This is a genomic window from Streptococcus sp. IsoGale022, assembly GCF_031142805.1.
Lineage (GTDB): Bacteria > Bacillota > Bacilli > Lactobacillales > Streptococcaceae > Streptococcus > Streptococcus sanguinis_A.
On the sequence record NZ_JAKZJI010000001.1, the window covers coordinates 66,113 to 91,696 of the forward strand.

General features: G+C 42.3%; 20 protein-coding genes. 3 read left to right on the forward strand and 17 right to left on the reverse strand.

Translation table 11 applies throughout. The features are described from left to right. Nucleotides 1-10: 10 nt before the first annotated feature. Nucleotides 11-301, reverse strand: coding sequence for a PTS sugar transporter subunit IIB (locus tag RG608_RS00345; protein ID WP_002909758.1), 291 nt, complete (start codon nucleotides 299-301; stop codon nucleotides 11-13). Continuing rightward, nucleotides 298-630, reverse strand: a complete 333-nt coding sequence (locus RG608_RS00350; protein WP_002895529.1) for a PTS lactose/cellobiose transporter subunit IIA — start codon at nucleotides 628-630, stop codon at nucleotides 298-300. The genes RG608_RS00345 and RG608_RS00350 overlap by 4 nt, the downstream gene beginning before the upstream one ends. Nucleotides 631-1,002: 372 nt before the next feature. Here RG608_RS00350 and RG608_RS00355 point away from each other — a divergent pair, with 372 nt between their 5' ends. The 3 genes from RG608_RS00355 (at nucleotide 1,003) to RG608_RS00365 (ending at nucleotide 4,985) form a co-directional block, all read left to right on the forward strand. Continuing rightward, the gene (locus RG608_RS00355; RefSeq protein ID WP_268686707.1) at nucleotides 1,003-1,440 is read left to right on the forward strand and encodes a DUF3284 domain-containing protein; all 438 of its coding nucleotides are present in this window, start codon (nucleotides 1,003-1,005) and stop codon (nucleotides 1,438-1,440) included. Between the two features lie 82 nt (nucleotides 1,441-1,522). Continuing rightward, entirely contained in the window at nucleotides 1,523-3,484 is a 1,962-nt protein-coding gene (locus RG608_RS00360; RefSeq protein ID WP_308946378.1) for a family 20 glycosylhydrolase, read from the forward strand. A 115-nt stretch (nucleotides 3,485-3,599) separates the two neighbouring features. Then, on the forward strand, nucleotides 3,600-4,985 hold the full coding sequence (locus RG608_RS00365; RefSeq protein WP_268686705.1) for an MATE family efflux transporter: 1,386 nt from the start codon (nucleotides 3,600-3,602) through the stop codon (nucleotides 4,983-4,985). A 111-nt stretch (nucleotides 4,986-5,096) separates the two neighbouring features. Here the strand turns inward: RG608_RS00365 and RG608_RS00370 are convergent, their stop codons facing one another. The 15 genes from RG608_RS00370 to nox form a co-directional block, all read right to left on the reverse strand. Beyond that, entirely contained in the window at nucleotides 5,097-7,697 is a 2,601-nt protein-coding gene (locus RG608_RS00370; RefSeq protein ID WP_308946380.1) for a PRD domain-containing protein, read from the reverse strand. Nucleotides 7,698-7,935: 238 nt separating this feature from the next. Continuing rightward, entirely contained in the window at nucleotides 7,936-9,195 is a 1,260-nt protein-coding gene (locus RG608_RS00375) for a dihydrolipoamide acetyltransferase family protein (protein WP_268686703.1), read from the reverse strand. 13 nt (nucleotides 9,196-9,208) lie between these two features. After that, nucleotides 9,209-10,240, reverse strand: a complete 1,032-nt coding sequence (locus tag RG608_RS00380) for an alpha-ketoacid dehydrogenase subunit beta (RefSeq protein ID WP_308946381.1) — start codon at nucleotides 10,238-10,240, stop codon at nucleotides 9,209-9,211. 18 nt (nucleotides 10,241-10,258) lie between these two features. After that, the gene (locus tag RG608_RS00385) at nucleotides 10,259-11,332 is read right to left on the reverse strand and encodes a thiamine pyrophosphate-dependent dehydrogenase E1 component subunit alpha (RefSeq protein ID WP_268686702.1); all 1,074 of its coding nucleotides are present in this window, start codon (nucleotides 11,330-11,332) and stop codon (nucleotides 10,259-10,261) included. A 15-nt stretch (nucleotides 11,333-11,347) separates the two neighbouring features. Then, nucleotides 11,348-12,688: a dihydrolipoyl dehydrogenase gene (gene lpdA, locus RG608_RS00390; RefSeq protein WP_268686701.1), complete on the reverse strand. Its 1,341-nt coding sequence runs from the start codon at nucleotides 12,686-12,688 to the stop codon at nucleotides 11,348-11,350. Between the two features lie 206 nt (nucleotides 12,689-12,894). After that, complete coding sequence (locus RG608_RS00395) at nucleotides 12,895-15,138, reverse strand: ATP-dependent Clp protease ATP-binding subunit (RefSeq protein ID WP_268686700.1); 2,244 nt, start codon at nucleotides 15,136-15,138, stop codon at nucleotides 12,895-12,897. A gap of 228 nt (nucleotides 15,139-15,366) precedes the next feature. After that, nucleotides 15,367-16,710: an MATE family efflux transporter gene (locus tag RG608_RS00400; protein ID WP_268686699.1), complete on the reverse strand. Its 1,344-nt coding sequence runs from the start codon at nucleotides 16,708-16,710 to the stop codon at nucleotides 15,367-15,369. Nucleotides 16,711-16,824: 114 nt separating this feature from the next. Beyond that, the gene (locus RG608_RS00405; RefSeq protein WP_268686698.1) at nucleotides 16,825-17,406 is read right to left on the reverse strand and encodes a xanthine phosphoribosyltransferase; all 582 of its coding nucleotides are present in this window, start codon (nucleotides 17,404-17,406) and stop codon (nucleotides 16,825-16,827) included. 65 nt (nucleotides 17,407-17,471) lie between these two features. Beyond that, nucleotides 17,472-17,660, reverse strand: a complete 189-nt coding sequence (locus tag RG608_RS00410) for a twin-arginine translocase TatA/TatE family subunit (RefSeq protein WP_002897604.1) — start codon at nucleotides 17,658-17,660, stop codon at nucleotides 17,472-17,474. Further along, nucleotides 17,660-18,376, reverse strand: coding sequence for a twin-arginine translocase subunit TatC (gene tatC, locus RG608_RS00415; RefSeq protein WP_268686697.1), 717 nt, complete (start codon nucleotides 18,374-18,376; stop codon nucleotides 17,660-17,662). Before tatC ends, RG608_RS00410 begins: the two co-directional genes overlap by 1 nt. Nucleotide 18,377: 1 nt before the next feature. Beyond that, the gene (locus tag RG608_RS00420; protein WP_268686696.1) at nucleotides 18,378-20,069 is read right to left on the reverse strand and encodes an FTR1 family protein; all 1,692 of its coding nucleotides are present in this window, start codon (nucleotides 20,067-20,069) and stop codon (nucleotides 18,378-18,380) included. Next, entirely contained in the window at nucleotides 20,047-21,255 is a 1,209-nt protein-coding gene (gene efeB / locus RG608_RS00425) for an iron uptake transporter deferrochelatase/peroxidase subunit (RefSeq protein WP_268686695.1), read from the reverse strand. Before efeB ends, RG608_RS00420 begins: the two co-directional genes overlap by 23 nt. Before the next feature lie 4 nt (nucleotides 21,256-21,259). After that, nucleotides 21,260-22,132, reverse strand: a complete 873-nt coding sequence (gene efeO / locus RG608_RS00430) for an iron uptake system protein EfeO (protein WP_268686694.1) — start codon at nucleotides 22,130-22,132, stop codon at nucleotides 21,260-21,262. Nucleotides 22,133-22,249: 117 nt separating this feature from the next. Then, a complete protein-coding gene (locus RG608_RS00435; protein WP_268686693.1) occupies nucleotides 22,250-23,806 on the reverse strand; it encodes a ClC family H(+)/Cl(-) exchange transporter in 1,557 nt (518 codons plus the stop codon). Nucleotides 23,807-23,955: 149 nt separating this feature from the next. After that, nucleotides 23,956-25,332, reverse strand: coding sequence for a H2O-forming NADH oxidase (nox, locus tag RG608_RS00440; protein ID WP_308946386.1), 1,377 nt, complete (start codon nucleotides 25,330-25,332; stop codon nucleotides 23,956-23,958). Between the last annotated feature and the right edge of the window lie 252 nt (nucleotides 25,333-25,584).

Sequence of the window (25,584 nt, forward strand, 5' to 3'; positions counted from 1 at the left end):
AAAAACCTCCTTAAGATATTGCTTTAATTAATTGAAAGATATTCTTACAATCTCCCATTGCATAATCCATAGCTGGGATGGTGGCAACAGGTTTTGAAACTGTCTCTTTGACAGAATCAAGTTTATAAGAAACCTGAGGACCTAATAAAATTACGTCATAGTCCTGAGCATAATCTTGATAGTCCATCAATCCGACCGCTTTGATATCGAGGTCAATACCTTGGTCATTTGCATATTGCTCCATTTTTTTCATCAGGATGCTCGTGGACATACCAGCTGCACATATTAATAAGATTTTCATTGTCTTTCTCCTTCTCTATTGGAATACAGCTCAATCATCTCAGTGATAAGGTCAATGGCCAAGAGACTCGTCATAAAATGATCTTGTGCATGAACAAGCAGTATACTCAACTGATGACCGTTTCCTTGTGCTTCTTCCTGCAATAAATCTGTTTGGGAATGATGGGCCTTTAAAATTACACTATTTGCCTCATCCATTAATTCCTTAGCTGCATCAAATTCTGCTAGTTTTGCTTTTTTTAGTGCTTCAAAAGCTAAGGATCGGGCTGCACCAGAATTGGCAATTAAGGACATGGCAATAATCTCCGCTGAACTATTCCATTCTTCCATACAAACTCCTCCTTTCAATTTGACTTCTTACCCAAAGTTTACTATAGCTCTATTCTACTGTCAAAAGCGTTTATATTGTCTTAATATACAGTTTTCTAGCTTAGTGTATCCATTTTCAAATGCCATTCATACTCAATTTGTTATAAAAAATTTAAAGCAACAGTTTCTTGCGTGCTTTACCTCTGGCACTCTGCTATTCTTAAATAGTTCCTTTAATATATTTTAGAACCTATCGTAAACTTAGTGTATAAAAATTAATCGTTTTTTATGATAATGTATAACACAAAGCTAAAGAGTATAAAAATTCATTAAAATCCGTCTCTTTTTCCTCAGGGGGTTACTTTCCACAAGGGCTTATTATATACTTAATTTATGAAGATTATTAGAGAACTCCAAGTCACTTCAGATGAATTTTATGACTTCTTGGAAAGCGAGTTTCTGAATCAAATCAATCAAACTGACAATCAAACAAAAAAGATAGATAGGTTAAAGAAAGGACTTCGTTACTCAAAATTGTCAGACAATGTCTATACCAAGACTGATTATGAGATTCTGGACTATCGTCGCCATGAAACCTACGTCATTCAAATCTCGTCCCACAGTGAAAAAACGATTACTTCCTATAAAACCAAGCCTTGCTCAAAAGGTCTAGAGGTTACGCTAGAACAAGAACAAAATAAATTGACAAAAAATTCAAAAAGCAAGCTTATCAAGTGGATGGGAGAGCTTCTCTACTTTGGTCGCCTTTCGGAAAATCTTTATAAGATTCAAGGGGAAATTGAGAAGGATAGAAAAGCGAAAACTCAGTAAAAAGCAAATCACATCCATACCTTCTTTTTGCACCCAGATTTTTTATGACTCGCAGATATTCAGATAGTTAAAGGAGTAGATTATGAAACAAGGCATCACACCTCAATATTGGAAACAAGAAAACAGCGGTCGCTATTTCACTAAAGTAACTAAAATATTCAGCCCTCTACCTATTTTGACTGACACCTTACGGGCTCATCCAATAGCAAGAAATGATGGACAGCTGGCTTTCCCGGCCATTCATTTCATAGAAGGGATTTCCCGAGAAGTTGGTCAAGAGGTCATGCAGTCCTTTTCACTTGCCTATCCATCCAATCCTGAAGCGCACATCGTAAAGGCTACTGAAGATGGTATTTTCGTTTATGCTTTGTCCCAACGTGGCTTATTTTATGGAGCAATTTCGATTATCCAAATGTTGCAGGATGGCTACTTACCTTATGGTTTGGCCTACGACGAACCCGTCTGTTCTGAGCGTGGACTCAAGGTCTTTTTACCGTCTCGTAAGAATATGGATTTCTTCAAGCAATTTGTGGATATGCTTGCTTTCTTCAAGTACAATACCCTCATGATTGAAATCGGCGGTGCTATGGAATATAAAAAACACCCTGAAATTAATCAGGAGTGGATTAAATATTGTGCTGATATGGCTGAATACTCTGGCAAGACCAAAGAAATCCAAGACTATACCTTCCCTTGGTACAAGAATGCCATTCACATGGAAAATGGTGATGGGGAATTTCTAAGTCAAAATGATGTGAAAGATCTGGTCCTCTACTGTAAGGAACGATTTTTTGAAGTGATTCCTGAGGTTCCCTCTCTTGGCCACTGTGACTACCTGATGCTTGGCCACCCCGAAATCGCAGAAATCCCTGAAGATCCTTATCCGGACACTTACTGTCCATCAAATCCTGCCTCTTATGAACTCCTCTTTGATGTTCTGGATGAAATCATTGAGGTCTTTGAACCTGAAGTCATTAATATCGGACATGATGAATACTATTCAATTGCCATGTGTGAGCGCTGCAAAGGAAAGGCTGGAGCAGACATCTTTGCAGAGGACGTTATCAAAATTTATGACTATCTCAAACAGAAAAATGTCCGAACCATGATTTGGGGAGACAAGTTACTGAAAAACGCTATCGTTCCTGATGCAGGGCCTTTTGGTGGAGCAGAAATCGTCATGTACACTCCCCAGTTCAAAAAAGATACAGGCAAAAAAGTTGGCATCATGCCAGCAACTTGGCAGGCTATTCACCAGATTCCCAAAGATGTCGAAATTCTCCATTGGCTCTGGAGTTTGGATGAAAAACTGGAAGATGAAGTTTTAGAAGAAGGATTTAGCATCCGTTATGGTAATTTTGAAGGCTATCTCTTTCCGCATTGGGCTGAGCATTTGAAGAAGGGGAGCAAAGGGGCTATCATCTCCAACTGGAGCACCTTAAATGAGGTAATCCTGCAGAGAAATGTCATTTTCTTCGGCTTGGCCTATGCTTACGAGATGTTTTGGAATCATGACTATCGTGATGAAGACTATGCGACTATCCGTGATAAAACCTTATCTTATCTCTTCCATTACCACTATCCCGACCTGCAAAACCACACGCGCAGTCTTGAAGCACTGGCGCATCCCAGCTGGATTGAAATCGGCTATGCTACTGACTATTTTGTGGAATACCAATGGTTTGTGGACGGTGTCTTCCCTGAAATGGAAACCTATCAAATCGGAAATATCCTACTAACCTATACTGATCAAACCGAGTTCACTGTTCCTATTATCTTTGGAGAAAACATTGGCAAAACAAGTGTTGACTGGGATCGGTCTACCAATACCAACCCTTTACCTGGTGAACCTATCTATAAAGTAGACGAGCAATTATTTGAAGTCTCGCTTAGAACCAAACCTTATCAAAAAGAGCAACAAACTTTCTTCGCATTTCCTATTCAAAACCCTTATCCTGAAAAGGAATTGAAGAATGTAGAAGTTCAAACAGAAGCTGACAAAGATTGTCAAATTTTTGTTGATCAAATTGCCTATTATCACTAAACTTGAGGCTTAGTTCAAGCTATCAGGTAGAAAGAGCGAAGTTTATGAGGAATCAGAATCATCCACTTCAAAAGGAACATCAAATTTCTAGACATCAGGTTACCGGACATACTGATTGCTTTTCCTATTTGAAACGAAGGGAGGTGAGACAGTGAGTGAAAAGAAAACATTTCTGAAACAATTCTTACGTCTCAGCCTACCGTTTTCTCTTCAATTTCTACTGGCCAGCGCTGTCAATCTAGCTGATGTTGTTATGATCGGCCAGCTAGGGGAAAAACAAATCGCAGCTGCTGGCGCTGCCAACCAGATTTTCTTTCTCTTGACTATTGTACAGTTTGGTATTGGTAGCGGAGCTTCTGTCTTCATGGCCCAATACTGGGGAGCGCAGCGAATTGCTGATATGAGAAAAACCTTGGGATTAGTCTATATGCTGAGCGGACTTATCTCCGTTTCCTTTACTTTAGTCGCTTTACTCTTTCCCAAGCAACTGATTGGCTTTTATATCCATGATACCGAAGCTATTCAGTTGGGCGCCCAGTACCTATCTATCGTCTCCTGGACCTACCTGATGACAGCTATCACAACCTCATTAGCCACTATGTGTCGGTGTAGTAACGAGGTTTTCTTACCAACTCTTGCTAGTCTCCTATCCATGGCGACCAATATCATTGGCAATGCCGTCCTTATTTTTGGACTGATTGGATTTCCTAAACTTGGACTGGTTGGTGCCGCTATTGCCACCTTTATTGCTAGATTGCTAGAGCTTTGCTTGTTAGTATTTGGTGTCTATCGAACAAGGATGGCTGGAGCCGCTAGCATAGCTGAACTCTTTACCTTCCACAAAGACTTCGTTTGTCAATTTTTGAAAAAAACCTTGCCAGTCGTCTTCAATGAAGGCGCTTGGTCGCTCGGAACATCGATTGGCTTGGCCATTATCGGACTATTAGGTACTGAAGTTGTGGCCTCTACCCAGATTGCTAGCGCCATTGCCCAAATTTGTTTTGTCTTTGTACGCGGTGCGGGAAATGCCGTAGCTGTTATGCTAGGCAATACCATCGGGGAGAACCAAATAGAAAAAGCCTTACAAGATGCCAAGCGCTTCTTACTTCTATTACCTCTCATCGGACTCATCGTCAGCGTCCTACTCATCTGGGCCATGCCTTTAGCGCTGAAACTCTACAACTTAAGCAATCAGACAGAGCAGCTAACCATCTTGATGATTCAGTTAAATGCCCTGTTGTTTATCCCAAAAGCTTTTAGTGTTGTTTTAATCGTTGGGATTTTACGTAGCGGAGGCGATACAAACTATGCCTGCCTGCTAGATATTTTACCTGTTTGGCTCTTCAGCATTCCACTTGGCTATGTCCTAGTTAGCCTGCAGGCTCCCATTTGGCTAATCTTTCTTGTGATAAATGGCGAAGATATTCTCAAACCAATCTGGGGCATCCCTCGTGTCTTCTCAGGGAAATGGCTGCATAATCTTGTGCAAGAGCACATGTAAAAAGGCATCTAAATCACAACATTACCACAGAAATCGGAAATGTATATCCCGACTAAAAAGGTAATGAGAGCTAGGTGCTTTTTTATTGGTTTGCGACTCCAACTTACGATTTTATAATTTGCGCAGCATCTGAATTAAAACACTGACCTCTGCGTCATCTATAAGAATCTTAAAGTTTCGCTCCACTGTTCGGATGATTTTCCTAACATGCTTATAGTCGTCAGGGAATTTTTCGATAACACCAGCAATTTCTTTACTACTCTTCTTCAAGCATTCTCCTGAAAGGGTTCGCTCCACTAGACACGCAATATGAACAAACAAACCTATTGTTTGCTCCTCTGTCAGCTGATAATAAAAATCAAATTCATCTAAAATAGCAGGAAGAATCTTTTTAATCTTAGCTAAGGAAGTATAGACAAATTGCTCTTCTAAAAATTGGTAAACTTTCTCATAATCGTAGCTATTGACAGAGGTCGGTGCAAACATCAATAATTTATCTAGGTGCTCCTTGGGCTGCTCAAAAACATCTTTAATGGAAATGAAAGGGATACCCATAATTTGAGGGTCGAAAGTTCCAACAAAAGCATGAACTTGATAGGTCTTTCTTAAGGCCATCACTTCCTCAATCAACATCTCCTTATTAGCAACTGACAAAGCAATGACACGGTAACCCAGCTTTGAATACTGATCAAGATAGTGCTTGAGCTGAAGAGAACCGCCTTCGCTGGTATAACAGAGTGTAATGATGATTTTTTCTTGGTCCCGATTTTTATAAAGCTGATTCATTTCCATATGAAAAGCGTGAAAGACACTGTCAATATCATTTTCTATCAAACAGCGCCGTGCAATCCCCATGCCAATCATAGTAATGGGAATTTCAAATTCTCTGATTTTAATCAGAGTTTCTTCTCGAATTTTATCCAGCATTTCCTTAATCGATCCCATATCATAGAGGACAATGACCCCTAAACCTTGGTCTAGTTCCTCAATTTGCTCTTTTAATTTACGATAGCTTTCCTCTAGAGATTCTTCTAATAGAATATCAAAGCCATACACTTGGCTATTTTTAGTCAGCATCTTGGTTGATTCAGCCAAGGACTTGGCAACCCCTTTACCATGCAGAACGTAGAGCAAGATAGGTCGTAGACTATCTTGTTTCTTTTCGGATTCAATAATAAACATAGTTAGGATGACGGTTTCATCTATCGGAACAGCTAGTTGAAATCTTGTTTCTAGTTGCCTGGCAAATTTAGAACATTGTGCATACTCTATTGGATAATCCCGAATCACTTTCACAATAGCATCATTATCCAACTGCCGATTTAACGAGCCTTTCTGCTTAATCATTGAATTGACATGAAGGCTGATGCCGTAATATGCCGTCGAATTAAGCTCTATATTGAGTTCTTTTTGAACAGATAGAACAAAGGCTTGTACCAACTGGATTACTTCAGCAGAAACAATCGTCTCAAGCTGATTAAGATTTTCCAACTCATCTTCTTTCTTAACAAAAGGTTTGTATTCAATATAGCTTTGAATATAGTTTCTCACTGCCTCAAAAACATCATCCTGCTCAATGCCTCTTTCTGATAACTGAGAATATTCTGATTTAATTTTGTTATATAAATCATCAGACTCTTGCTCTGGAAAATCCAGCAATCCCAACTCCTTATCATAAATCAGTACCTTACGATTGCCGATCAATTCATCGATTTTAACTACATTATGACTACCTAAATGCCGAATTCCTTGATAAGGAATGGGCAAATCGTCATTACTAAGTGTTAAATCTTTTAGCTCCGACCTCAGACTTCTTACAAAAGCATTGGCACAAGCAGTTCGAACTGCATATTCTAATTCTTTTATATTACTAATATTCGCTGATAGGATGAAGGAATGAATGACATCACGCGGCACTTGAATATCATGGGCAGAATTCTTTGATTCGATAGCTAAAAAGTAATTTAGTAACTCTAGCTTTTCACTAATCGGTCGATTCGGATAAGAAGGCAGCTGGATTACAACAGGAAGTTTATTGGATAAATGTTCAGATAGCTTAGCGCTACTTCCGATAATTACCAAACCTTTCTTCTGACGTCTCTTTTGTTCTCCTTCTCTGTGATTCAGCCAGGAAATCAATCTATTTTGATCCGCCGAAGATAGAACTTGTATGTTATCTATAAATAAAATTCCTTCTGCCACTTTCTCAAATACAGACTTCGTTGCCTCTGATCCAAATAACAACTTCAGCAAATCATCGAGAACATCAATATAGTCTAAGCAGTTAATTTTTTCAAACAACTGAGGTTTACTAATCGCTTGATTTTGAATGGCAAACTCCATCATTTTATTAACGAAGTGAGTTCTACCAGCACCGACCTCGGATAAAATGAGTACAGGAAGAGCATAATTTGGGTATAAAATAGCTGCCTGTGCTAACTGGATGGCTGTTCGCAAACTGCCATTTTCACCTATAATGCTTGGAAAATCCAAAGGATTTTCTACAAATACCTCTTTTAACTGGTATTGAACTGGCCGTGTATTTCCTTTAACGAGTATCCCTTCTTTTACCAATTGATTCAAAATAGTGCTCACATTTGAGCGTTGCATTCCTAAAGCAGCAGCAATTACTTTCGTTTCAAGACCTTGCTTATTATTCTTTAGTAATTCTTGCTCTAGATATTCTAAGACTAGTGTTTTGGCAACCTTCATATTCTACCTCACTGATATTTTTCTCCCATTATCGTCATTCAATTTATCTTATACTGCAGCTTTATTCACCTACTTAGAGCCTTAGAACTTACTCCCTATCATCCTGTCATTTCCTTATCTAAACATTATAAATTTGAAGCAAGAGGATGATAGAATACATAAAGGCCAACTGTTAATGAGTGATATAAACAGCTGGCCTTTTCATTTTCACTTAGGAATGATTGTCCCTATTCATTTATCAGAAAACCAAGTCATAAGGAGACTCCAACTTGTCCGCTAGACTGGCTAAGAATTCCGCTGCAGGCTGACCATCTACGACTTGATGGTCGAAAGTTAAGCTGAGCGGCAGGAATTTCTGCTCACAGACCTGTCCTTGGCTGTCAAGAGCCAGCGATGTTTGAAGGGCACCAACTCCTAAAATGGCCACTTCTGGTGTATTTAGGATAGGAGTGAAATACTCAATTCCTGCTGCCCCGAGATTGGTAATACTGAAGGTTGAACCTGAGTAAAGAGCTGGATCTAAAGTGCCTTTACGAGCTTGATTGGTCTCTGTTTTGATAGCTAAGCCCAAGTCAGCCAGCGTTAGCTTATCCACATGACGAATGACCGGCACCACCAGACCATCACTAAGCGCAGTCGCAATACCGATATGAATATCTTCTACTTCCTGATACTGACCATTGAAATACCAAGCGTTGAGCTGAGGATGTTCTTTCAACGCCTTGGCGACAGCCTTTGTCAGCAGGGTCGTGATGCTGATTTCACCATTTTCTAGCGGAGAAGCTACCTTATCCTTCATATCCTGTCTAAAGGCTATCAGCTTGCTGATATCAACCTTACGGTGCAAGGTCACCTGAGCCGATGTCTGGAGACTGGTCATCATCCGCTCCGCAATAGACTTACGCATGCCTGTCAATCCTGCGCCATAGTCAGCCTGACTAGCCGGCTGAAGGATCGCAGAGCTATTTTCAGGTGTTTGGTTTGGAAGCGCCTCTGGTTTATAGTTTTCCACATCCCGTCGGGTAATGCGGCCATTGCCTCCCGTTCCTGAAATCAAGGAAATATCATATCCTTTTTCCTTAGCAATCTTGCGGGCCAGTGGAGTGATAAAAATACGTCCCTGTTCACTGTTTCCAACAGCGTTGGAACTTGCTGCCACAGTTTTTTCAGCTAGCTCTGGCTCTGAATCAACTGCTCCCTTATCACTTTCTGATTTATTCGCAGAGACTTCTTCCGTCTCCATACCTGGAATAGATTCTCCTGCTTCACCAATCCATGCAATTACTTTCTTGCACGGGACAGTATCGCCCGCCTGACTGATAATTTTTAAAATCACTCCTGCGCTTGGCGCCTCTACATCGCTGGTCAATTTTTCAGAACTGATTTCCAAGACAGGCTGACCAGCAGCTACGGTGTCGCCTTCCTTGACCAGCCAGTTATTTATCAGACCTTCGGTCATTGTTAAGCCTAGCTTAGGCATTACAATTTCTGTAGCCATACTTGCCTCCCTTCTATCTCTTCAGATCGTCAATCAATTCTGCAGCAACAGTCAGAACCTTATCAGCATTAGGGATATAGAGCTGTTCCAAATTCACAGCAAATGGTACTGGCACATTTGGCGCACAGACGCATTTCACTGGGCCGTCCAGATAGTCAAAGCATTTGTCTGTCACTGCTGCTGCAATATCCGTCGCTGTGTTATTATGAGGGTTGGATTCATCAACGATAATCAGCCGTCCAGTTTTCTTGACTGATTCAAAGACAGTCTCCTCATCCCAAGGGGCTACCGTTCTCAAGTCAATCACTTCAACCGAAACACCATCTTTTTCCAAGCGATCCGCTACTTCATAAGCTACATAGAGCATCTTACCGATAGTAACGATAGTAAGATCAGTTCCCTCACGGCGGACAGCAGCCTTCCCAATTGGAACTGTATAATATTCTTCCGGAACTTCTCCCTTGATACCATAGAGGGTCTTATCTTCTGAATAAATCACGATATTGTCGTCTTCAATGGAAGCCAACAGTAACCCTTTAGCATCATACGGAGTTGCTGGAACAACTACCTTTATACCAGGAATAGATCCAAAGAGACCGTAATATGAACCCGAGTGTTGAACTGCAGCCGAAGCTCCTGCCCCATGCATGGTCCGCATTGTCATCGGAACCTTGGCCTTACCGCCAAACATATAGCGCATTTTTGAGCCTTGCCCCAGAATGGCGTCAAAGCAGAAACCGATAAAGTCATTGAACATCAGCTCCGGTACTGGCCGCAAGCCAGTCAGAGCCATTCCAACAGAAGCTGACACGTATCCGTGCTCAGAAATTGGAGTGTCAATTACCCGTTCTCGGCCATATTTTGGCATAAGCCCTTTGGTTACACCCATTACACCGCCCCAAGCATCTTCGTTTTCTTCTTCCAAGTGCTTGACTGTTACACCGCCAGCAATATCTTCTCCCAGAAGGATTACGGTGTCATCTTTTGCCATTGCCTGATCCAGCGCTTCATTGATTGCTTTCATAAATAACAGTTGTCTAGCCATTTGATCAACCTCCTTCTATCAATCAGCAAATACATCTTCCAGCAGAGACTCGGAACGAGGAATCGGACTGTCTTGAGCAAATTTGATAGCTTCTTCTACATCCTTTCGAGACTCTTCTAAGATGGTATCAAGTTCCTCTTCGGTCAAGAGGCCATGCTCGATAGCATAGTCACGAAAGACATCCAGAGCATCCACATCAGCCCAGTCTTTTTCTTCACCTTCCAGAGCCTTGTACCTTTGCTCGTCCCCTTCAAAGTGACCATGATCGCGATATGTGACAGCCTCAATTAAGGTAGGTCCTTCCCCTCTACGAGCCCGCTCTACAGCTTCCTTGGCTACTTGGTAGACAGCGAATAAATCCTTACCATTAACCCGAATACCGGGCATATTATAAGCAGCAGCTCTTTCAGCAATAGTGCCGGATGCTGAAGAATACCATTGCGGTGTCGATTCTGCAAAGAGGTTGTTTTCATTGACAAAGATAACCGGCAGTTTCCAAATTGATGCCATATTGAGACATTCGTGGAAATTCCCTTCATTGGCTGCGCCGTCACCGAAGAAGCAGACCGCTACACTATCAGTTTTCAAGTACTTGTTACGCATAGCCGCACCGGTCGCCAAGCCAAATCCTCCACCAACCATACCGTTAGCACCAAGAATCCCCTTGTCCAAATCAGCAATGTGCATGGAACCGCCTTTCCCTTTTCCAAGTCCAGTCTCCTTGCCAAAAATTTCTGCCATCATGCCCTTTAAATCACCGCCCTTAGCAACACAGTGACCGTGTCCCCGGTGAGTACTGGTAATATAGTCCTGGTCTGTCAGATTAGCACAGACGCCAGTAGCGATGGCTTCCTCTCCGGCATAAAGGTGAACAAAGCCAGGAATCTGTCCTGCAGCAAAGAAACGCCGGGTATTTTCCTCAAAATTACGGATATCCCACATGGTTTTATACATGGTCTTGGCTTTTTCTTTTGAAATCTGCTCAACCTCAACTTCGGTAGCATCATGGACTTTTAAATCGACTAGCTCTGATACAGCACTTTGGTTTCTTGTTTTGCTCAACTGTTGTGGTAAATCTTTATAATTTGACATATTTTTACCTCCTCATTAATCGTCCTGAACGATTCTTTTAGCGACCTCTTGTATTAGTTCTGATGTGGTAGGATGAGCAAAAACTGTTTCAAGAACTTGATCCAGCGTTGCTTCAGCCTGCCTCAACAAAATCAAATTCTGCAGAAGATCTGTACCGTTCGGACCGACGATGACTGCACCTAGCAGAAGATGGTATTGCTTTTCTGAGATTAGCTTGACATAGCCCTCCGTCTCACCTATTGCGATAGCCCGCCCATTATAAGAGAAAGGCAGCTTCTCGACCAGAACATCATAGCCGGCCTGCTCAGCCTCTTCCTTGCTGAGACCAAAAGAAGCTACTTCAGGATTGGTGTAGAGTGAACGGGGAACACCCAGCGGATCAACTGCTTCTTCAGCTCTCCGGCAGATAGCTCTTATAGCCTTTATCCCTTCTGCACTAGCTACGTGAGCCAGCATATAAGATTCCAAGAGATCACCGATAGCATAAACATGCTCTTTGGATGTTTCGTAGTATTGATCTATCTTGACAAAATTCCGATCTGTCAAGGCTAATCCCATATCCTTTGCTAGCTCTAGATTTGGTTTGCGGCCAGTAGCGACTAAAAGATGGTCGAAAGCAACCTGCTCGTTCTCAAGTAAGACAGAATTAGCAGTTACTTCCTTTATCTGCGCTCCCTGATAAATCATCACCCCCATTTTCTTTAGTTTCTTTTGAATCACATGTCGCGCCTCTGCTTCTTCAGTCAAAAGGATTTCCGGCGCAACCTCGATAACAGTGACCTCAACACCCAGAGGAGCCATAGCGAAAGCTAGCTCAATTGCGATAACGCCACCTCCGATAATGACCAACTTCTCAGGAAGTTCTCTTAGGTCAAAAAACGTATCCGTAGTTAGATAGTCAACCTGTTCCAATCCCTTGATAGGAGGCACAAAAGGATAACTTCCAGTAGCCAAAATCACATCTTTGCCACTGATTTCTTTACCATTGACGGAGAAAGTTCGGTCTTTGACAAACTTGGCCTGACCTTCTATATACTCAATACCTAAAGACTTAAAGCTAGCATGAATTCCAGATTGCAAACTGGCAATAACCCGATTCTTTCGGTCTACCAATTTCTCAAAATCAATCCTTTTAAGCTTGCTCTCAATGCCATAACGCCTAGCTTCCTCCATTGTCAGCAACCAATGACCGTGCTGGAGATAGGCCTTAGACGGTACACATCCTACATTCAGGCAGGTTCCGCCGATAGACTTCTTTTCTACCACGGCCACATTTTTTCCCAAACGAGCTGCTTCTTCAGCAGCCACATAACCGCCCGGTCCAGCACCGATAATCAAAACATCATAAACAGACAAAACACTCCTCCTTTCATAAAATGCAAAGGGTGCTCCAACAATCAAAATGATTGCTGTCGGCTATAGATACAAAAAGTATCTTATTATTTTTCGTATACCTAAGACTCATTTTAAAATCTCAGGATAGCGTCTGCTCAGAAGCTATGAACCTCCTTTCTTCATTTTCTTCGTCTACACATAGTAAGCGCTTACTTTTTAGAAGAAACTTATACCAAATAATTAAAATCCAGTTGCCTATCCTTAAAACTGACTTGAACTGTCAGTTCAGTTGTTTCCTTATTTTCAACCAAATAACGAGCCAAAGGCGTTTCTAGATAGCGCATAATGCTTCTTTGAATAGGACGAGCACCAAACTCCGGCTGGTAGCCATTCTGGGCTAAAAAAGCGTAAACTTCTTCGCTCAGATGAAGCTGAATCTTCTGATGTTTCAACCTTTCCTGAAGTTGATGAACCATAATTTTTACGATATTGATCATATCTTCTGCCCTTAGAGGGTTGAAAATAACCGTATCGTCAATCCGATTTAAAAACTCTGGCCTAAAGCTATGTTGCAGCAAGGACAGAACTTCTTCCTGTGTTTCAGCAGTCAGTCCCTGTTTACTTTTTAGACTTTTCAAAATCTGCTGGGAGCCAATATTGCTTGTCATAATCAAAATAGTATTTTTAAAGTCGATAGTACGCCCTTTAGAGTCTGTCAATCGTCCTTCGTCCAAGACTTGCAGCAGAGTGTTGAATACATCCGGATGGGCTTTCTCAATCTCATCCAGCAAGACAATCGAATAAAGCCTCCTACGAACAGCTTCTGTCAGCTGTCCTCCCTCTTCAAATCCTACATAGCCTGGTGGCGGACCAACTAAACGAGCCACGGCATGTTTTTCCATGTATTCAGACATATCCAGTCGAACCATTTCCAACTCATTGCCAAACAGCCGCTCAGCGAGGGCTTTTGCCAGAGCAGTCTTACCGACTCCAGTTGGCCCCAGAAAGAGGAATGAGCCAATAGGACGCTTTGGATTTTGAATTCCTGCTCTCGAGCGCAAAATCGCCTCCGAAACCTTTTGAACAGCTTGGTCTTGTCCTACAATTCTCTGGCGCAGGAGCTTGTCTAGATTTAGCAAGTGTTCGCGCTCATTGTCCATGATTCCCTGCACTTTGATTCCCGTTATACGCTCTACGATACTGGCTATATCTTCTCGACTGACGTCTGGTCGTCCAGTTTCCGCTTGAGCTAGCTGGATTTTCTTGACAGCACACGCCTCATCAATCAAGTCCAGTGCTTTATCAGGCAAATAACGATCTGATAGATAACGAATTGAAAGACTGATTGCTGCCTGCAAGGCTTCGTCCGTCAGCCTAACTCCGTGAAAGTCCTGATAATTCTCCCGCAGTCCTTGCAGAATTGTCAATGCCTTATCTTGATCAGGCTCCTCAATGCGAATCCGCTGGAAACGCCCCTCCAAAGCTTGATCTAGCTCGAAGCTCTCTCGATAGGCAGCAAAAGTCGTTGTGCCGATGATATTAATCTGTCCTTGAGCCAAGAGCGGCTTTAAAAGATTGCCTGCATCAAGAGAGCCCTCTGTCCGACCTGCTGTCACGATTTGGTGGATATCCTCAATATAAAGAATAATCTTCCCCTTAGCAGCCAGCACTTCATCCAAAACAGCCTTGAAGCGCTCTTCAAACTCTCCTCTATATTTAGTCCCGGCAATCAGTCCGCCTAGATTTAACTTAAAAACTTCCTTGCCCAGTAAATGTTCTGGAACATCATCAGCAATCAGTCTGCCAACAAACCCCTCCATTACTTTAGATTTCCCAACACCTGGAAAGCCTATGAGGATGGCATTACTTTTGTCTTTTCTGGAAAGGACATGGATAATATCATTGATTTCCTCTTTGCAGCCTATCACCTTCCTACCGGTCTGGTCTGCCAACCACTGATTAAAGTTAGTTGCATATTTGCTCAGGGCCTGGTAGCGACTCTCCTGACTGGAAGAGACTGCTCGTTTGCCTTGGCGAACCTTATTCAACTTTTTAGCAACTAGTTCCTTATCAATCCCAGCCTGCTTTAAAAAGACAGTTATCGGATTTCGCTGTTGGTGAAATAGACTGAGAATCAGGTGTTCTACTGTTACCACCTCATCCCTCAGTTCCGTCCTCTCAGCCTCTGCATCATCCAAAAGATTCTTGAGACGCTGGCTATACTGACGTCCAAATCGGTTCGTGTCCGTATGTGAAAATACAGGAATCTTGGCTAGTTCCTGATTGATGACACTAATAAATTCATTAATATCAAGGTCCAAACCGGTATAGAATTCCAAGGCAAAAGCCTGAGGCTGGGTCAAAACTGTCCAGACATGCGGAATGTCCACTTGATAATTGTGTTTTTGAATAGCTAATTCCTTTGCAGCATTTAGTACTTCTTGCAAAAGATTGGTATAGTGTTCGGTCATATAGTTTCCTCGCTTTTCTACTGAAAACCAAAGTCAACTGCAAACAATATTTTAAAAATTAACCTATTTTAACAAAAACTTAACTTGATAATCTTATGTTTATTATATCATTTTCACAATCAATATACTAGAAAAAATGTAAGCGTTTTTCATGTTTTAATCTAATTTTAACAAAAGATTGTGAAAAAAAGAGCACTGACTTATCCTAAAGGGACAAACCAACACTCTTTAATTTGTAATATTTTTAGCCAAACGATTAAGCCGCCACTGAAAGAGAATGCCGCTCGTCACCAAGCTAGCAATGAGACCGATCCAATATCCATAAGGGCCTAAACTAGTATAGTAATCTAAGAAGAGTCCCAGGGGAAGCGAAACTCCCCAATAAGCAATCAGACCCAAGTAAAACGGCACCTTAGTATCCTTATAGCCCCGAAGAATGCCCTGCAAAGGAGCCGCAAAAGTATCTGCCAACTGGAAAAAGAGGCTGTAGGTCAGAAAAACAGATGTCATACGGATAAACTCGGTATCCGAACCATAGAGTGCAGACACTCGGTCTCGTAAGATATAGAGAAAGAGAAAGGTAAATCCAGCAATTCCCAAAGCCGTCAGCCGCCCGAGTTTACAGAATTTCTTAACATTGTCAGGACGATTGGCTCCAATTTCATAAGAAACGATGATGGACATTGAGGTTGAAATACTCATTGGGAAGGCATACATTAAGTTTGAAAAATTTATGGCCGCCTGATGGCTGGCAATGATTAGTGACGAAAACTTAGCCATGACCAGGCCAACAACCGAGAAAATCACGACTTCAGCAAAAAACGTTCCTCCGATAGGCAGACCAAGTCGAATGCCTTCGATTAAGCCCTTTTTATCTAGCGGTCGAATCTTCCACAGCTCATAGGCTCTGATTTTGGGATGTTTGACTGCTACTAACAAAGATATGAGAAGCAAAACCCAATAAGCCAAAGAAGTCCCAAGTCCAGCTCCAGCTCCGCCCATTTCCGGAAATCCAAATGCTCCGTAGATTAGGGCATAATTGAAAGAGCCATTCAAGGGCAAAAGTAAGAGCATGAGATACATGGAAAGCTTGGTCAACCCTAGAGCATCAAACAGAGAACGGATGGTGCTAAAGAGCAAAAGAGGAATAATGCCGAGCGCCAGATACCAAAGATAGTTCTTAGCCACTTCTTCTACCAGAGGCTCTAAGCCAAGATAAGCCAAAACCAGAGGAGCGCCCACAAATACCAAGGCAAATAAAATTAGCGATAGCCCCAAAGAAAGATAAATAAACTGATAAAAATCAGAAGCAATCTTTTCTTTTTTCCCCTGTCCTAAATGGTGCCCGATTATGGGTACCAAGGTAGACACAATCCCTATCAGCAGGTCGAAAAATGGAATCCAAAGACTAGTTGCCATGGAAACACCAGCCAGATGCAGAGTGTCATAATGGCCAGTCATGGTCGTATCGACAAATGAAGCTGAAAAATTGGCCAGTTGGTAGATCAAAATTGGCAAAAAAATAGAAATAAAGAGCCGCATCCGCTGCTGTAAATTATGAGTTTGGTGCATAGAAATCCCTCAAAAACTTTTTCTACCCAAGTAAAATCAATGAGCTTAAATTTTAGAATATCAACTATCTTTACTATACTATAAGCCAGACAGATAGTCAAAAGGAAAAGGAAGTCATATATCTGCCTCAGTAAAGACAACCTGCCCCTTCTCAAATCCAGCAATTCGCGCCAAAGAAAGGACTCGATAACCAGCAGTTTCCAAAAGTTGACGGCCATCCTGAAAGGATTTTTCAATGACAATGCCAACCGCTTCAACCTGCGCTCCTGCTTGCTCAATAATGGTAATTAAGCCCTTAGCTGCTTGACCGTTAGCTAAAAAATCATCAATAATCAGCACTTTATCGTCAGAGTTGAGAAATTTCCTCGCAATCGAAACGGTCGAAGTCACTTGCTTGGTGAAAGAGTATACTTCAGCCGTCAAAATCCCTTCTGTCATCGTGATATTTTTGGCCTTCTTAGCGAAAATCATTGGTAGTCCTAGCGCTTCTGCTACGTAGACAGCCGGAGCAATACCAGAAGCTTCAATAGTCACTACCTTTGTAATTCCTGCATCCTTTACCGCCTCCGCAAAGACCTGGCCAATCTCTTTCATCAGAGAAAAATCAACCTGATGGGTCAGAAAAGAGTCAACTTTTAGGATATTCTCACCCAAGACTTGTCCATCTTGGAAAATGCGTTCTTCCAATTTTTTCATTTTTACTCCTTATCACAAGCTATACTTGATGCTAGAAGAAAAACACGGCTATCCGTGCTTTTCCTTTACTCTTTTTCATTTTTATTCTCGGTCTTGTCTTCTTCTCCAGCATGATTGACTGCTTTTTTGAATTCTGAAAACATTTTACCGATAGACTGTCCCAGTTCGGGCAGGCGTTTTGGTCCGAAAATAAGCAGAGCTCCCAGAACAATAATGATTACTCCAGGTACTCCGATGTCTTTTAAAAGTCCCATTAATTTCTCCTTGTTGATTTTCTTTGATAAATGATGCGACTGAGCAAGGTGCTGACTTCATAGAGCAAAATCAAAGGTACTGTCATAGACAGATCGCTGATAAAGTCAGCCGGTGTCAGGACAACAGCTAAAACCAGCAAAATGAAGTAAGCGTATCGTCTATATTTTACCAAAAATTTCGGATTGAGCAAACCGATAGAAGTCAGAAAGGACACAAGAACTGGCAGCTCAAAAAGGCATGCAATCGGAATAGTGGTATAAAAGACGAAACTAAGATAATTCTGTGCTGTCAGCCGAGTCTCAAAGAGCCCCTCCCCTAGCGACAGTAAGACCTGCAAAATAGCTGGAGTCACAAAGTAAAAGCCGAAAGCCAGCCCCAGAACAAAGCAGATAAAGGTAGCCGGGATATAAGCGAAAACGGCTCGCGCTTCATTGGCTCGCAAAGCTGGTCGGACAAACTCCCAGACCTGATAAACAAGAAATGGCAAGGTTAGGGAAAAAGCGACCAGACTAGCCAGACTGATATAAATCCAAAGGATATCATCCGGCCCCAGCACCAGCAGCTTCTGCTCAAAATTACTAGTCAGCCATCGGTAAATATCGGCTGAAAAGAGCAAGCTAACCAGAAAAACCAGGAAGAAGCAAGCCAATACCGCTAGAAAACGCCGTCTGAACTCAATCAAATGCTCAATAATAGTCTGCTCTTTTTTATCCATGCTACTGCTCACTTCTCTGATTTTTCCAGCTAACATAGACCACCAGCAGGATAAAGAGCGCCTGACTAACTACCACTTCTAGGCTTGGATAAATCCCCATCCAGTCTACTGTCACAAAGCCATTGATTAGGTGAGTCGGTAGGATATTGGTCAGCTGAAGGGCATGGATGCTGACGCCCAGCATTTTAAAGGCCAGAGCATAGATTAGCCAGGTCAGCCAGAAGAAAATACTGTGTGGCTTGAGAAGACCTGACGCCTTGCTCATGATAAAGGCTAGTAAGACCAAGACCAGAAGAGCCAAGCCGATTCCCAAAAGGAAATCAGTCATAGTGATGCGCGGCAGAATTCCCGCATAAAAGAGGATGGTCTCAGCTCCTTCACGGAAAACCGCCAGAAAACTAAGAGCAAACATGGAAAGAAAACTGCCCGTGGCTGTTACAGCCTTCATTTGACTTTCCATAAAGTCATTCCATTTCTCAATAGATGCCTTGCTATGCAGCCAGATACCAACCAATATCATCATGGCGACAGCGAAAATACCCACTGCACCCTCGATAATCTCACGATTGGATCCAGAAGAAACTGCTGGGAAAAGAAACTGCAGCAAAACTGCAATCACAGCACTGGCTAGAACCCCACTCGCTGCTCCTGCATAAACCCATTTGAGTCCTTTTTTCATCTTGGAGGCTTTCAGAGTCGTTATCAAAGCCATGACAATTAAGAGCGCTTCTACACCCTCACGCAGCAAAATCAGCATAGCATCAAAAAAATGATAGGAAGCTGTTGTGTCAATCTGGGACAGCTCACTAATCAAGGATTCTAGCTGCTTTTGATACTTCTCTTCGCTCCCCTTGACCATAATAACAGGTGTCTGACTCTCAACCTTGGTATAAAGCGAAGGATTATTGACACTGACATCCCCTTCTATCGTTGGCCAAATGGTGATGAACTCTTTCATCTTGGCAGCAGCCTTTTTATCATCGCCGCTTTGAAAGAGACTCAAGGCTTCCTCTAGGAGCTTAATTCCATCTTTCAGCGTCAGATTGCCAGCAGCTTCTTGGACTTTCTCTCCTTTGACAAAATGATCAATGGCGGTTTTCAAATCATCAAAAGAAGACTGAATCGTGTCAAAGTCAGTAGGCTCCGTCTCAATGGCGCTGCGCAGGAATGAAATAGCTGTTTCTACCTTGCCGTAATGAGCTGTGCTGTTGTCTCGGACCACGCTTTCATTGGTAGTCCAGGTGCTATTCATCTTCTTGTATGCTTCTCTTGTCGCTTCTAAATCCTTAGCACTAATAGCCTTTTGCAGATTTTCAAATTTTGGCTCTAGCTTACTGAGAAGCTTCTTTTTCTCGGCCTCTAAGTCGACTGGATTCTGCTCTTTTTCAAACTTTAAGAGAGCTGCAGAAATCTGTGTCAGCTTCTCCTCCGTCACCTGACCCGATAAGCCTAGTGCCTTGCTTACCTCTTGTCCCGCTGCAGAGTCGTGATTAGCCACCTTTTCAAAGTCAGTCTTGATTTCTCCGACTAGCCGCTTGGCTTTTTCCTGATCCTTCTGCTTGATTGCCGTGGTGGCATCAGTGATTTTGACGAATAAACTGCTGTAGCTCTCGTCCGCTAAAACTGGCTTAGCTAAAACAACTAGCAAGAGACCCAATATCAAGAGACTTTTATTCAAATAATTTTTGACCAAGGTACTCTCCTTTTTTCACTCCGCCAAAGCAAGCAAACAAGCCACTGCCGACATGTGTGACGTATTCATTCATCTTATCTTGAGCGCCTAGATTGGTCTGAACTTTGACAAAGCTATCTGGATCTTTCTGAAAAGAGAGAAAGAGCAAGCCTGTGTCGAACTGACCAGTACTCTCATCAATCCCATCCGAGTACGAGTAAGACCGGCGGTATATTGGCTTATCGACTTCCTTGGCCAGACGGACATGTGAATCCTCTGGCAGCAAGTCTAAGTCAACCTCGTCAAACTCGTCTTTCTTGCCAAAAGGCGCTCCGCTTTCCTTATAGCGGCCAAAAGTATTTTCCTGCTCCTGCAGATTGGTCCGGTCCCAGGTCTCAAGGAACATCTGGATTCGGCGGACAGCCATGTAAGAGCCGCCCTGCATCCAGTCCTTGCTATCACACCAAATGACCTTGTCAAAATCTTTTTCCTTGGTCACATTGGCCGTTCCATCCTTAAATCCAAAGAGATTACGAGGCGTTGACATCCGGTCTCCGATAGCAGCAAAGCCTGACTGACTCCACTTCATAGTGATGGCATTTCTGCCCTTGCGAACCAGATTGCGGACCGCATGAAAGGCTACCTGCTCATCATCCGCGCAGGCCTGAATGACAATATCGCCACCCGTATATTTTTCTTTAAGCTGCTCCTTTGGAAAAGGCGGCAAATCCCGAAATGCTTTAGGTCGTTTGTCCGACAAGCCCATTTTTTTCAGAAAAGAGGCTGAGATCCCAAAGGTCAAAGTCAGTCGATAAGGGTTGAGACCAACAGTTTCTCCAGTATCCGTTGGCGGCAAAAGGGCATTTGAATTATCTTTTTTGACCAATTCTCCATCTACCAGCTTCTCGCTATAGGCTGTCCAGTCCTTGAAGAGCTGGATAATGATCTCCCTATCTGTCGTATGCAAATCCAAGACAACAAAGTAGATATTCTTCTGCATCGGGGTTGTAATACCCGCCTGATGCTCCCCGTAAAAGCTGATTTCTTCCTCACCGTCAGCGAATTTCTTATCTTCCTTCGCCTGATTAGCGAAAAAAGCAGATGCACCAGAGACACCCAGTGCAAGACCAGCGCCTCCAATCCCTGCTTTTTTAAGAAATTCACGACGATCCATCTTTTTATTAAACCATTTTTCGTCGTTTGTCATATGATTACTTCCCGTCTAGAATGACTCCCATTTGTGAAAGAGGCTCACCCAGTTTGGTAACTGCTTCTGCCAGCTCCTTGGTGTCTTCTTTTGTCAATTCTGTATAGAGCTTGTAGTTTTCCGAGTCGGTCATGTGCTTATCTAAAAGACCGTTGACGTTTTTAAACTCAAGTTCCAAGGTCTTGACAAGCTTCTCGTCCTTGTCCTGAATCAATGGCTTGAAGAGCTCAAAAATCTTTTCTGCCCCTTCAATATTCGCTCGGAAATCATAGAGATCTGTATGAGAGAATACTTCTTCCTCACCTGTAATCTTGCTGGTTGCTACTTCATTGAGCAAGTCAACAGCGCCTGTCAGCATCATATCTGGCGTCACTTCAACTGTTGCGATTTTAGCTTTTAGCTCCTTAATATCGTTGACCAGCTGATCGGCATAACTTTCCGTTCCCTTGGTTGTATCTTGCTCCCACATGATTTTTTCGATGCGGTGGAAACCAGACCAGCCTTCTTCGGTCTTGTTTTCGTCTACATAGTCGACCAGGCGGAAGTCAATTTTAACATCTGATTCACCAAAGCTCTCAGCAATCGGCTCCGAGCGCTCGTAGGCCATACGGATAAGCGGATATTGCTTTTTAGCCTCATCAAGCTTGCCTTCTTTAAGGGTATCACGAAACTTTTCCGTATCTGTCAGGAGCTGATCGATTTGTCCTTGGACAAAAGATTTGTAATCCGCTGTCGCCTTGTCCAATTCTTTCTGATTGACAGCCGTTTGGCTGCTGGATGTTTGACTGCTTGAGCCAGTCTTGTTTGTAGAATTGTTGGCTGCACAGCCAGTCAGTAAAATTGCCGTTGAAAATAGGACGATGCCAAGTTTTTTCATGGTGACTCCTTTGTTTTCTCTCTGATATGAGATTATTTCCTGTAAATTATACCAGTTTTTTTCTCATATTTCAAGAAATTGTCTGACAATTTAATCAAAAACTCTATATTTAAATCGCTAAAGCAGCTCTTCTTTGACTTTCCCAATCTCAGTCTTTTTCAGCACCAAGTAAATCGTATCTCCCAGGTAGAGGCGCGTGCTGCCATTGACCGTTTGAGTCTTGCCCTTGTGGATATTCATGGTAATCAAGACTCCATCTGGTAAGTTTAGCTCATGCACTTGACGACCAGCAATCTTTTCAGAAACAGGGATTTCAATTAAAGTCGTATCTCCCTGGTCCTCGATACTGTCTGGCAACATTTTTTCCAGCATGGCTTCATAGACGGGCGCTCCTTTTAGCAAATCCATGATAATGTAAGCAGTCAGAGTGACCAGTCCCAGAGGCATAAGATTACTGATATCACCGACCATTTCAGTCACTAGAATCATGGCTGTCAGTGGAGCCTTGGAAATGGCGCCAAAATAGCCACTCATGCCCAGAATAATGAAAATCGGAAATTGCTCCTGAGAAATCAAACCCAGCTGCAGACAGACTGCACCCATTGCTCCACCAAGGAGTGAACCCAGAGCTAGGATAGGCAGGAAAATACCGCCCGGCATACCGCTGCCGTAACTTAACATACTCCAGACAAAACGCAGAGCAAAAAACAAGAGCAAGGTTCCCACAGTGTAATGACCAGCAGTCAAAGATAAAATCAATTGATTGCCCCCGCCCAACAAGTGAGGTAAGAAATAACCAATCGGAAGAATCAATACAAAAGCCAGAATAGGGTAATAGGCTTCTGAAATCCTAAACAACCGACCCAAAAACTGATAAACCAGCTGGATATTCAAAATGACTTTCTCATAAATATAGCCTGACAAGCCCAGTAGCAAGCCCATGACTAAGTAGATCCAATACTGCTCCAGTCTCATGACCGGGATATTATCCGGCATGTCCAGCACTGGCGTAAGTCCAAACATGGAGAGTGAGACAAAGTTAGCCACTAGACTGGCCGCCAGCGTAGAAACCCAGAAAAAGCGTGAAAAATGACGGTAAACTTCTTCTACTACGAACAGCAGACCTGCGATTGGTGCATTAAAAGCTGCTGCTAAGCCTGCTGCCGCACCGCTAGCAATGAGCGCCCTCTCCTCAGCAGCACTTAGATTCAGAAATTTAGAAACACCTTTGCCGCTCATAGCGCCTAGCTGAATACTTGGTCCTTCTCGCCCCAGCATCAGACCGCTGGAAATGGCTAAAATCCCCAATACAAACTTCTTCCAGAGAACACTCCACCAAGAAAGCGACATCAGACCCTTCAGCTCTGCTTCAACCTGTGGAATCCCTGACCCCTTGATATTCTTCTCCGACTTTACCAAGCGGGCATTGAGCAAGACGATGAAACAATAAAGCAATACCAAGGCCAGCAACCAAAGCATAGACTGCTGACTCCTATGGTAGACATCCTGCACTAAATGAAAGATTTTTTCAATCAGAAATCGAAAAATCCCCACTACCAGACCAGCAAACATCCCGACTAAGACACCTCGCAAAACCTGGGAAATAATCGAATGAGTTGCGAAATTAAATTCTCTCTTCACGTCGTTCTCTTGCGAGATAGACTTTTTTGCCATTCCCAATCTCCTCTAAATAGTTACTTTACCAATATTCTAGCACAAAGCAGGCCTGATAAACAGATGAAATATAAATTTCTTATTTCAGTTTTCTTTTTAAAGGCTTTACACAAAAAAGTCCGGGAACTGTCCCAGACTTAATTATTTTCTTATTTAGCGCGCAAAGCTGCTTGAGTAATGTAGTTGTATGGTTTATTGAAGTGTGGCAGGAAGAAGAGATCCAGCAAGGCTAATTTATCAATTGTAGCCTTTTCCTGAATGGCCAATGAGAACATATGAATACCCATAGACATATCTTCTCTAGAAACCATCTGAGCTCCAAGAACTACACGCGTGTCCTTATCATAGACTATCTTAATTGTAACATCATGATGCTCGACTTTTTCAAGGAAGGTTGGTTTTTGAGTATCTTTAAACTCAACCACAGCTGGGCTGTAACCAAAGCGTTTAGCTTTTTCTTCTGTCAGACCAGTTGAAACCATCTTCAGACCAAAGATTTCGATACCGTTAGAACCTTGAACACCGTTTGATTCCAATTCATGACCGCAAGCATTATGAGCTGCTACGATACCAGAGCGCAGGGCATTAGAAGCCAAGGCGATGTAGTTTGTATCGTTGATAGAATTATCGTAGACAGTCGCACAGTCACCGATTGCATAAACATCTTTGATGCTCGTTTCTTGCTTCTTATCTACCAAGAAAGCACCATTGCGGAATGTTTCCAACTTGCCAGCACCAAGACCAGTGTTTGGACGGAAACCAACCGCCAAGACAACCATATCTACATCATAGCTAGCCTTATCTGTTACAATGCGTTCTACCTTGCTTTCACCTTCAATAGCTTGAACAGTTTGACCAAAGGCTAATTGAACACCGTTGTCTTCAAGGTTTTGGCGCATCATATCAGACAAGTCGTGGTCATAGTAACCTGCCAAGCAAGTATCCACAACATCAATCAGAATCACTTCTTTACCAAGACGTTTGAAGGCTTCTGCCAACTCAACCCCAATGTAGCCAGCACCTACTACTGCCACACGTTCAATATGTTTGCTCTTGTCTTGCAATTTCTCGATAACATCTGCAGCATTTTGATACAATTTTACAAACTGCAGATTTTCCAAGGTTGACTTAAATTCGCGGCTGTTAGGATCTAGCTCAGCACCTTTGATTGGCGGAAGAATTGGCTGAGAACCTGTTGCTAAAATCAATTTGTCATAAGACTCTACATGCTCTTTACCGTCTACAATAGCTGTAACTTTTTTCGCATCATAATCAATTGACTCAACTGGTGAATTCATATAAACTTTTGCGCCTTTTGCTTCAAAAGTTTCTTTGTCTGCATAAAAAAGTCCATCTGGCTTGCTGATTTGCTGTCCAATCCAAAGGGCCATTCCGCATGCCAAGAATGAAATGTTTGAGTTTTGGTCAAAAATAACTACTTCATTTTCTGCACCATAATTATCTAACATTGTATTAATACACGCTGTACCTGCGTGGTTTGCACCAACTACAACGATTTTACTCATAAGAATAGTCCTACCTTAATTTATAATTTACTAGACAAGTATATCATCTCCTGTGAGCGTTTACAAGAAATTTGCTCGAAATTTTCAAAAATTCTTAGACTACCTAAAAAGCTGTACCACTGCAGTCTAAACGCCTCAGAAAAACTACCTTTTCCAAAGTTTCATTTTCTGAGAATATAACAAATTTAAGATTGTGAAACCGGTATCTTTTTGATATAATAAGGCTAGAGAGGTTAATTTTAGAAAGGTTGT

Coding starts and splice junctions, on each gene's coding strand:
- efeO (WP_268686694.1), bottom strand. CDS start 22,132: ATGAAAAAACTTGGCATCGTCCTATTTTCAACGGCAATTTTACTGACT.
- nox (WP_308946386.1), bottom strand. CDS start 25,332: ATGAGTAAAATCGTTGTAGTTGGTGCAAACCACGCAGGTACAGCGTGT.
- RG608_RS00375 (WP_268686703.1), bottom strand. CDS start 9,195: ATGGCTACAGAAATTGTAATGCCTAAGCTAGGCTTAACAATGACCGAA.
- efeB (WP_268686695.1), bottom strand. CDS start 21,255: ATGACAAACGACGAAAAATGGTTTAATAAAAAGATGGATCGTCGTGAA.
- RG608_RS00380 (WP_308946381.1), bottom strand. CDS start 10,240: ATGGCTAGACAACTGTTATTTATGAAAGCAATCAATGAAGCGCTGGAT.
- tatC (WP_268686697.1), bottom strand. CDS start 18,376: ATGGATAAAAAAGAGCAGACTATTATTGAGCATTTGATTGAGTTCAGA.
- RG608_RS00370 (WP_308946380.1), bottom strand. CDS start 7,697: ATGAAGGTTGCCAAAACACTAGTCTTAGAATATCTAGAGCAAGAATTA.
- RG608_RS00360 (WP_308946378.1), top strand. CDS start 1,523: ATGAAACAAGGCATCACACCTCAATATTGGAAACAAGAAAACAGCGGT.
- RG608_RS00345 (WP_002909758.1), bottom strand. CDS start 301: ATGAAAATCTTATTAATATGTGCAGCTGGTATGTCCACGAGCATCCTG.
- RG608_RS00410 (WP_002897604.1), bottom strand. CDS start 17,660: ATGGGACTTTTAAAAGACATCGGAGTACCTGGAGTAATCATTATTGTT.
- RG608_RS00405 (WP_268686698.1), bottom strand. CDS start 17,406: ATGAAAAAATTGGAAGAACGCATTTTCCAAGATGGACAAGTCTTGGGT.
- RG608_RS00355 (WP_268686707.1), top strand. CDS start 1,003: ATGAAGATTATTAGAGAACTCCAAGTCACTTCAGATGAATTTTATGAC.
- RG608_RS00350 (WP_002895529.1), bottom strand. CDS start 630: ATGGAAGAATGGAATAGTTCAGCGGAGATTATTGCCATGTCCTTAATT.
- RG608_RS00395 (WP_268686700.1), bottom strand. CDS start 15,138: ATGACCGAACACTATACCAATCTTTTGCAAGAAGTACTAAATGCTGCA.
- RG608_RS00400 (WP_268686699.1), bottom strand. CDS start 16,710: ATGCACCAAACTCATAATTTACAGCAGCGGATGCGGCTCTTTATTTCT.
- RG608_RS00435 (WP_268686693.1), bottom strand. CDS start 23,806: ATGGCAAAAAAGTCTATCTCGCAAGAGAACGACGTGAAGAGAGAATTT.
- RG608_RS00385 (WP_268686702.1), bottom strand. CDS start 11,332: ATGTCAAATTATAAAGATTTACCACAACAGTTGAGCAAAACAAGAAAC.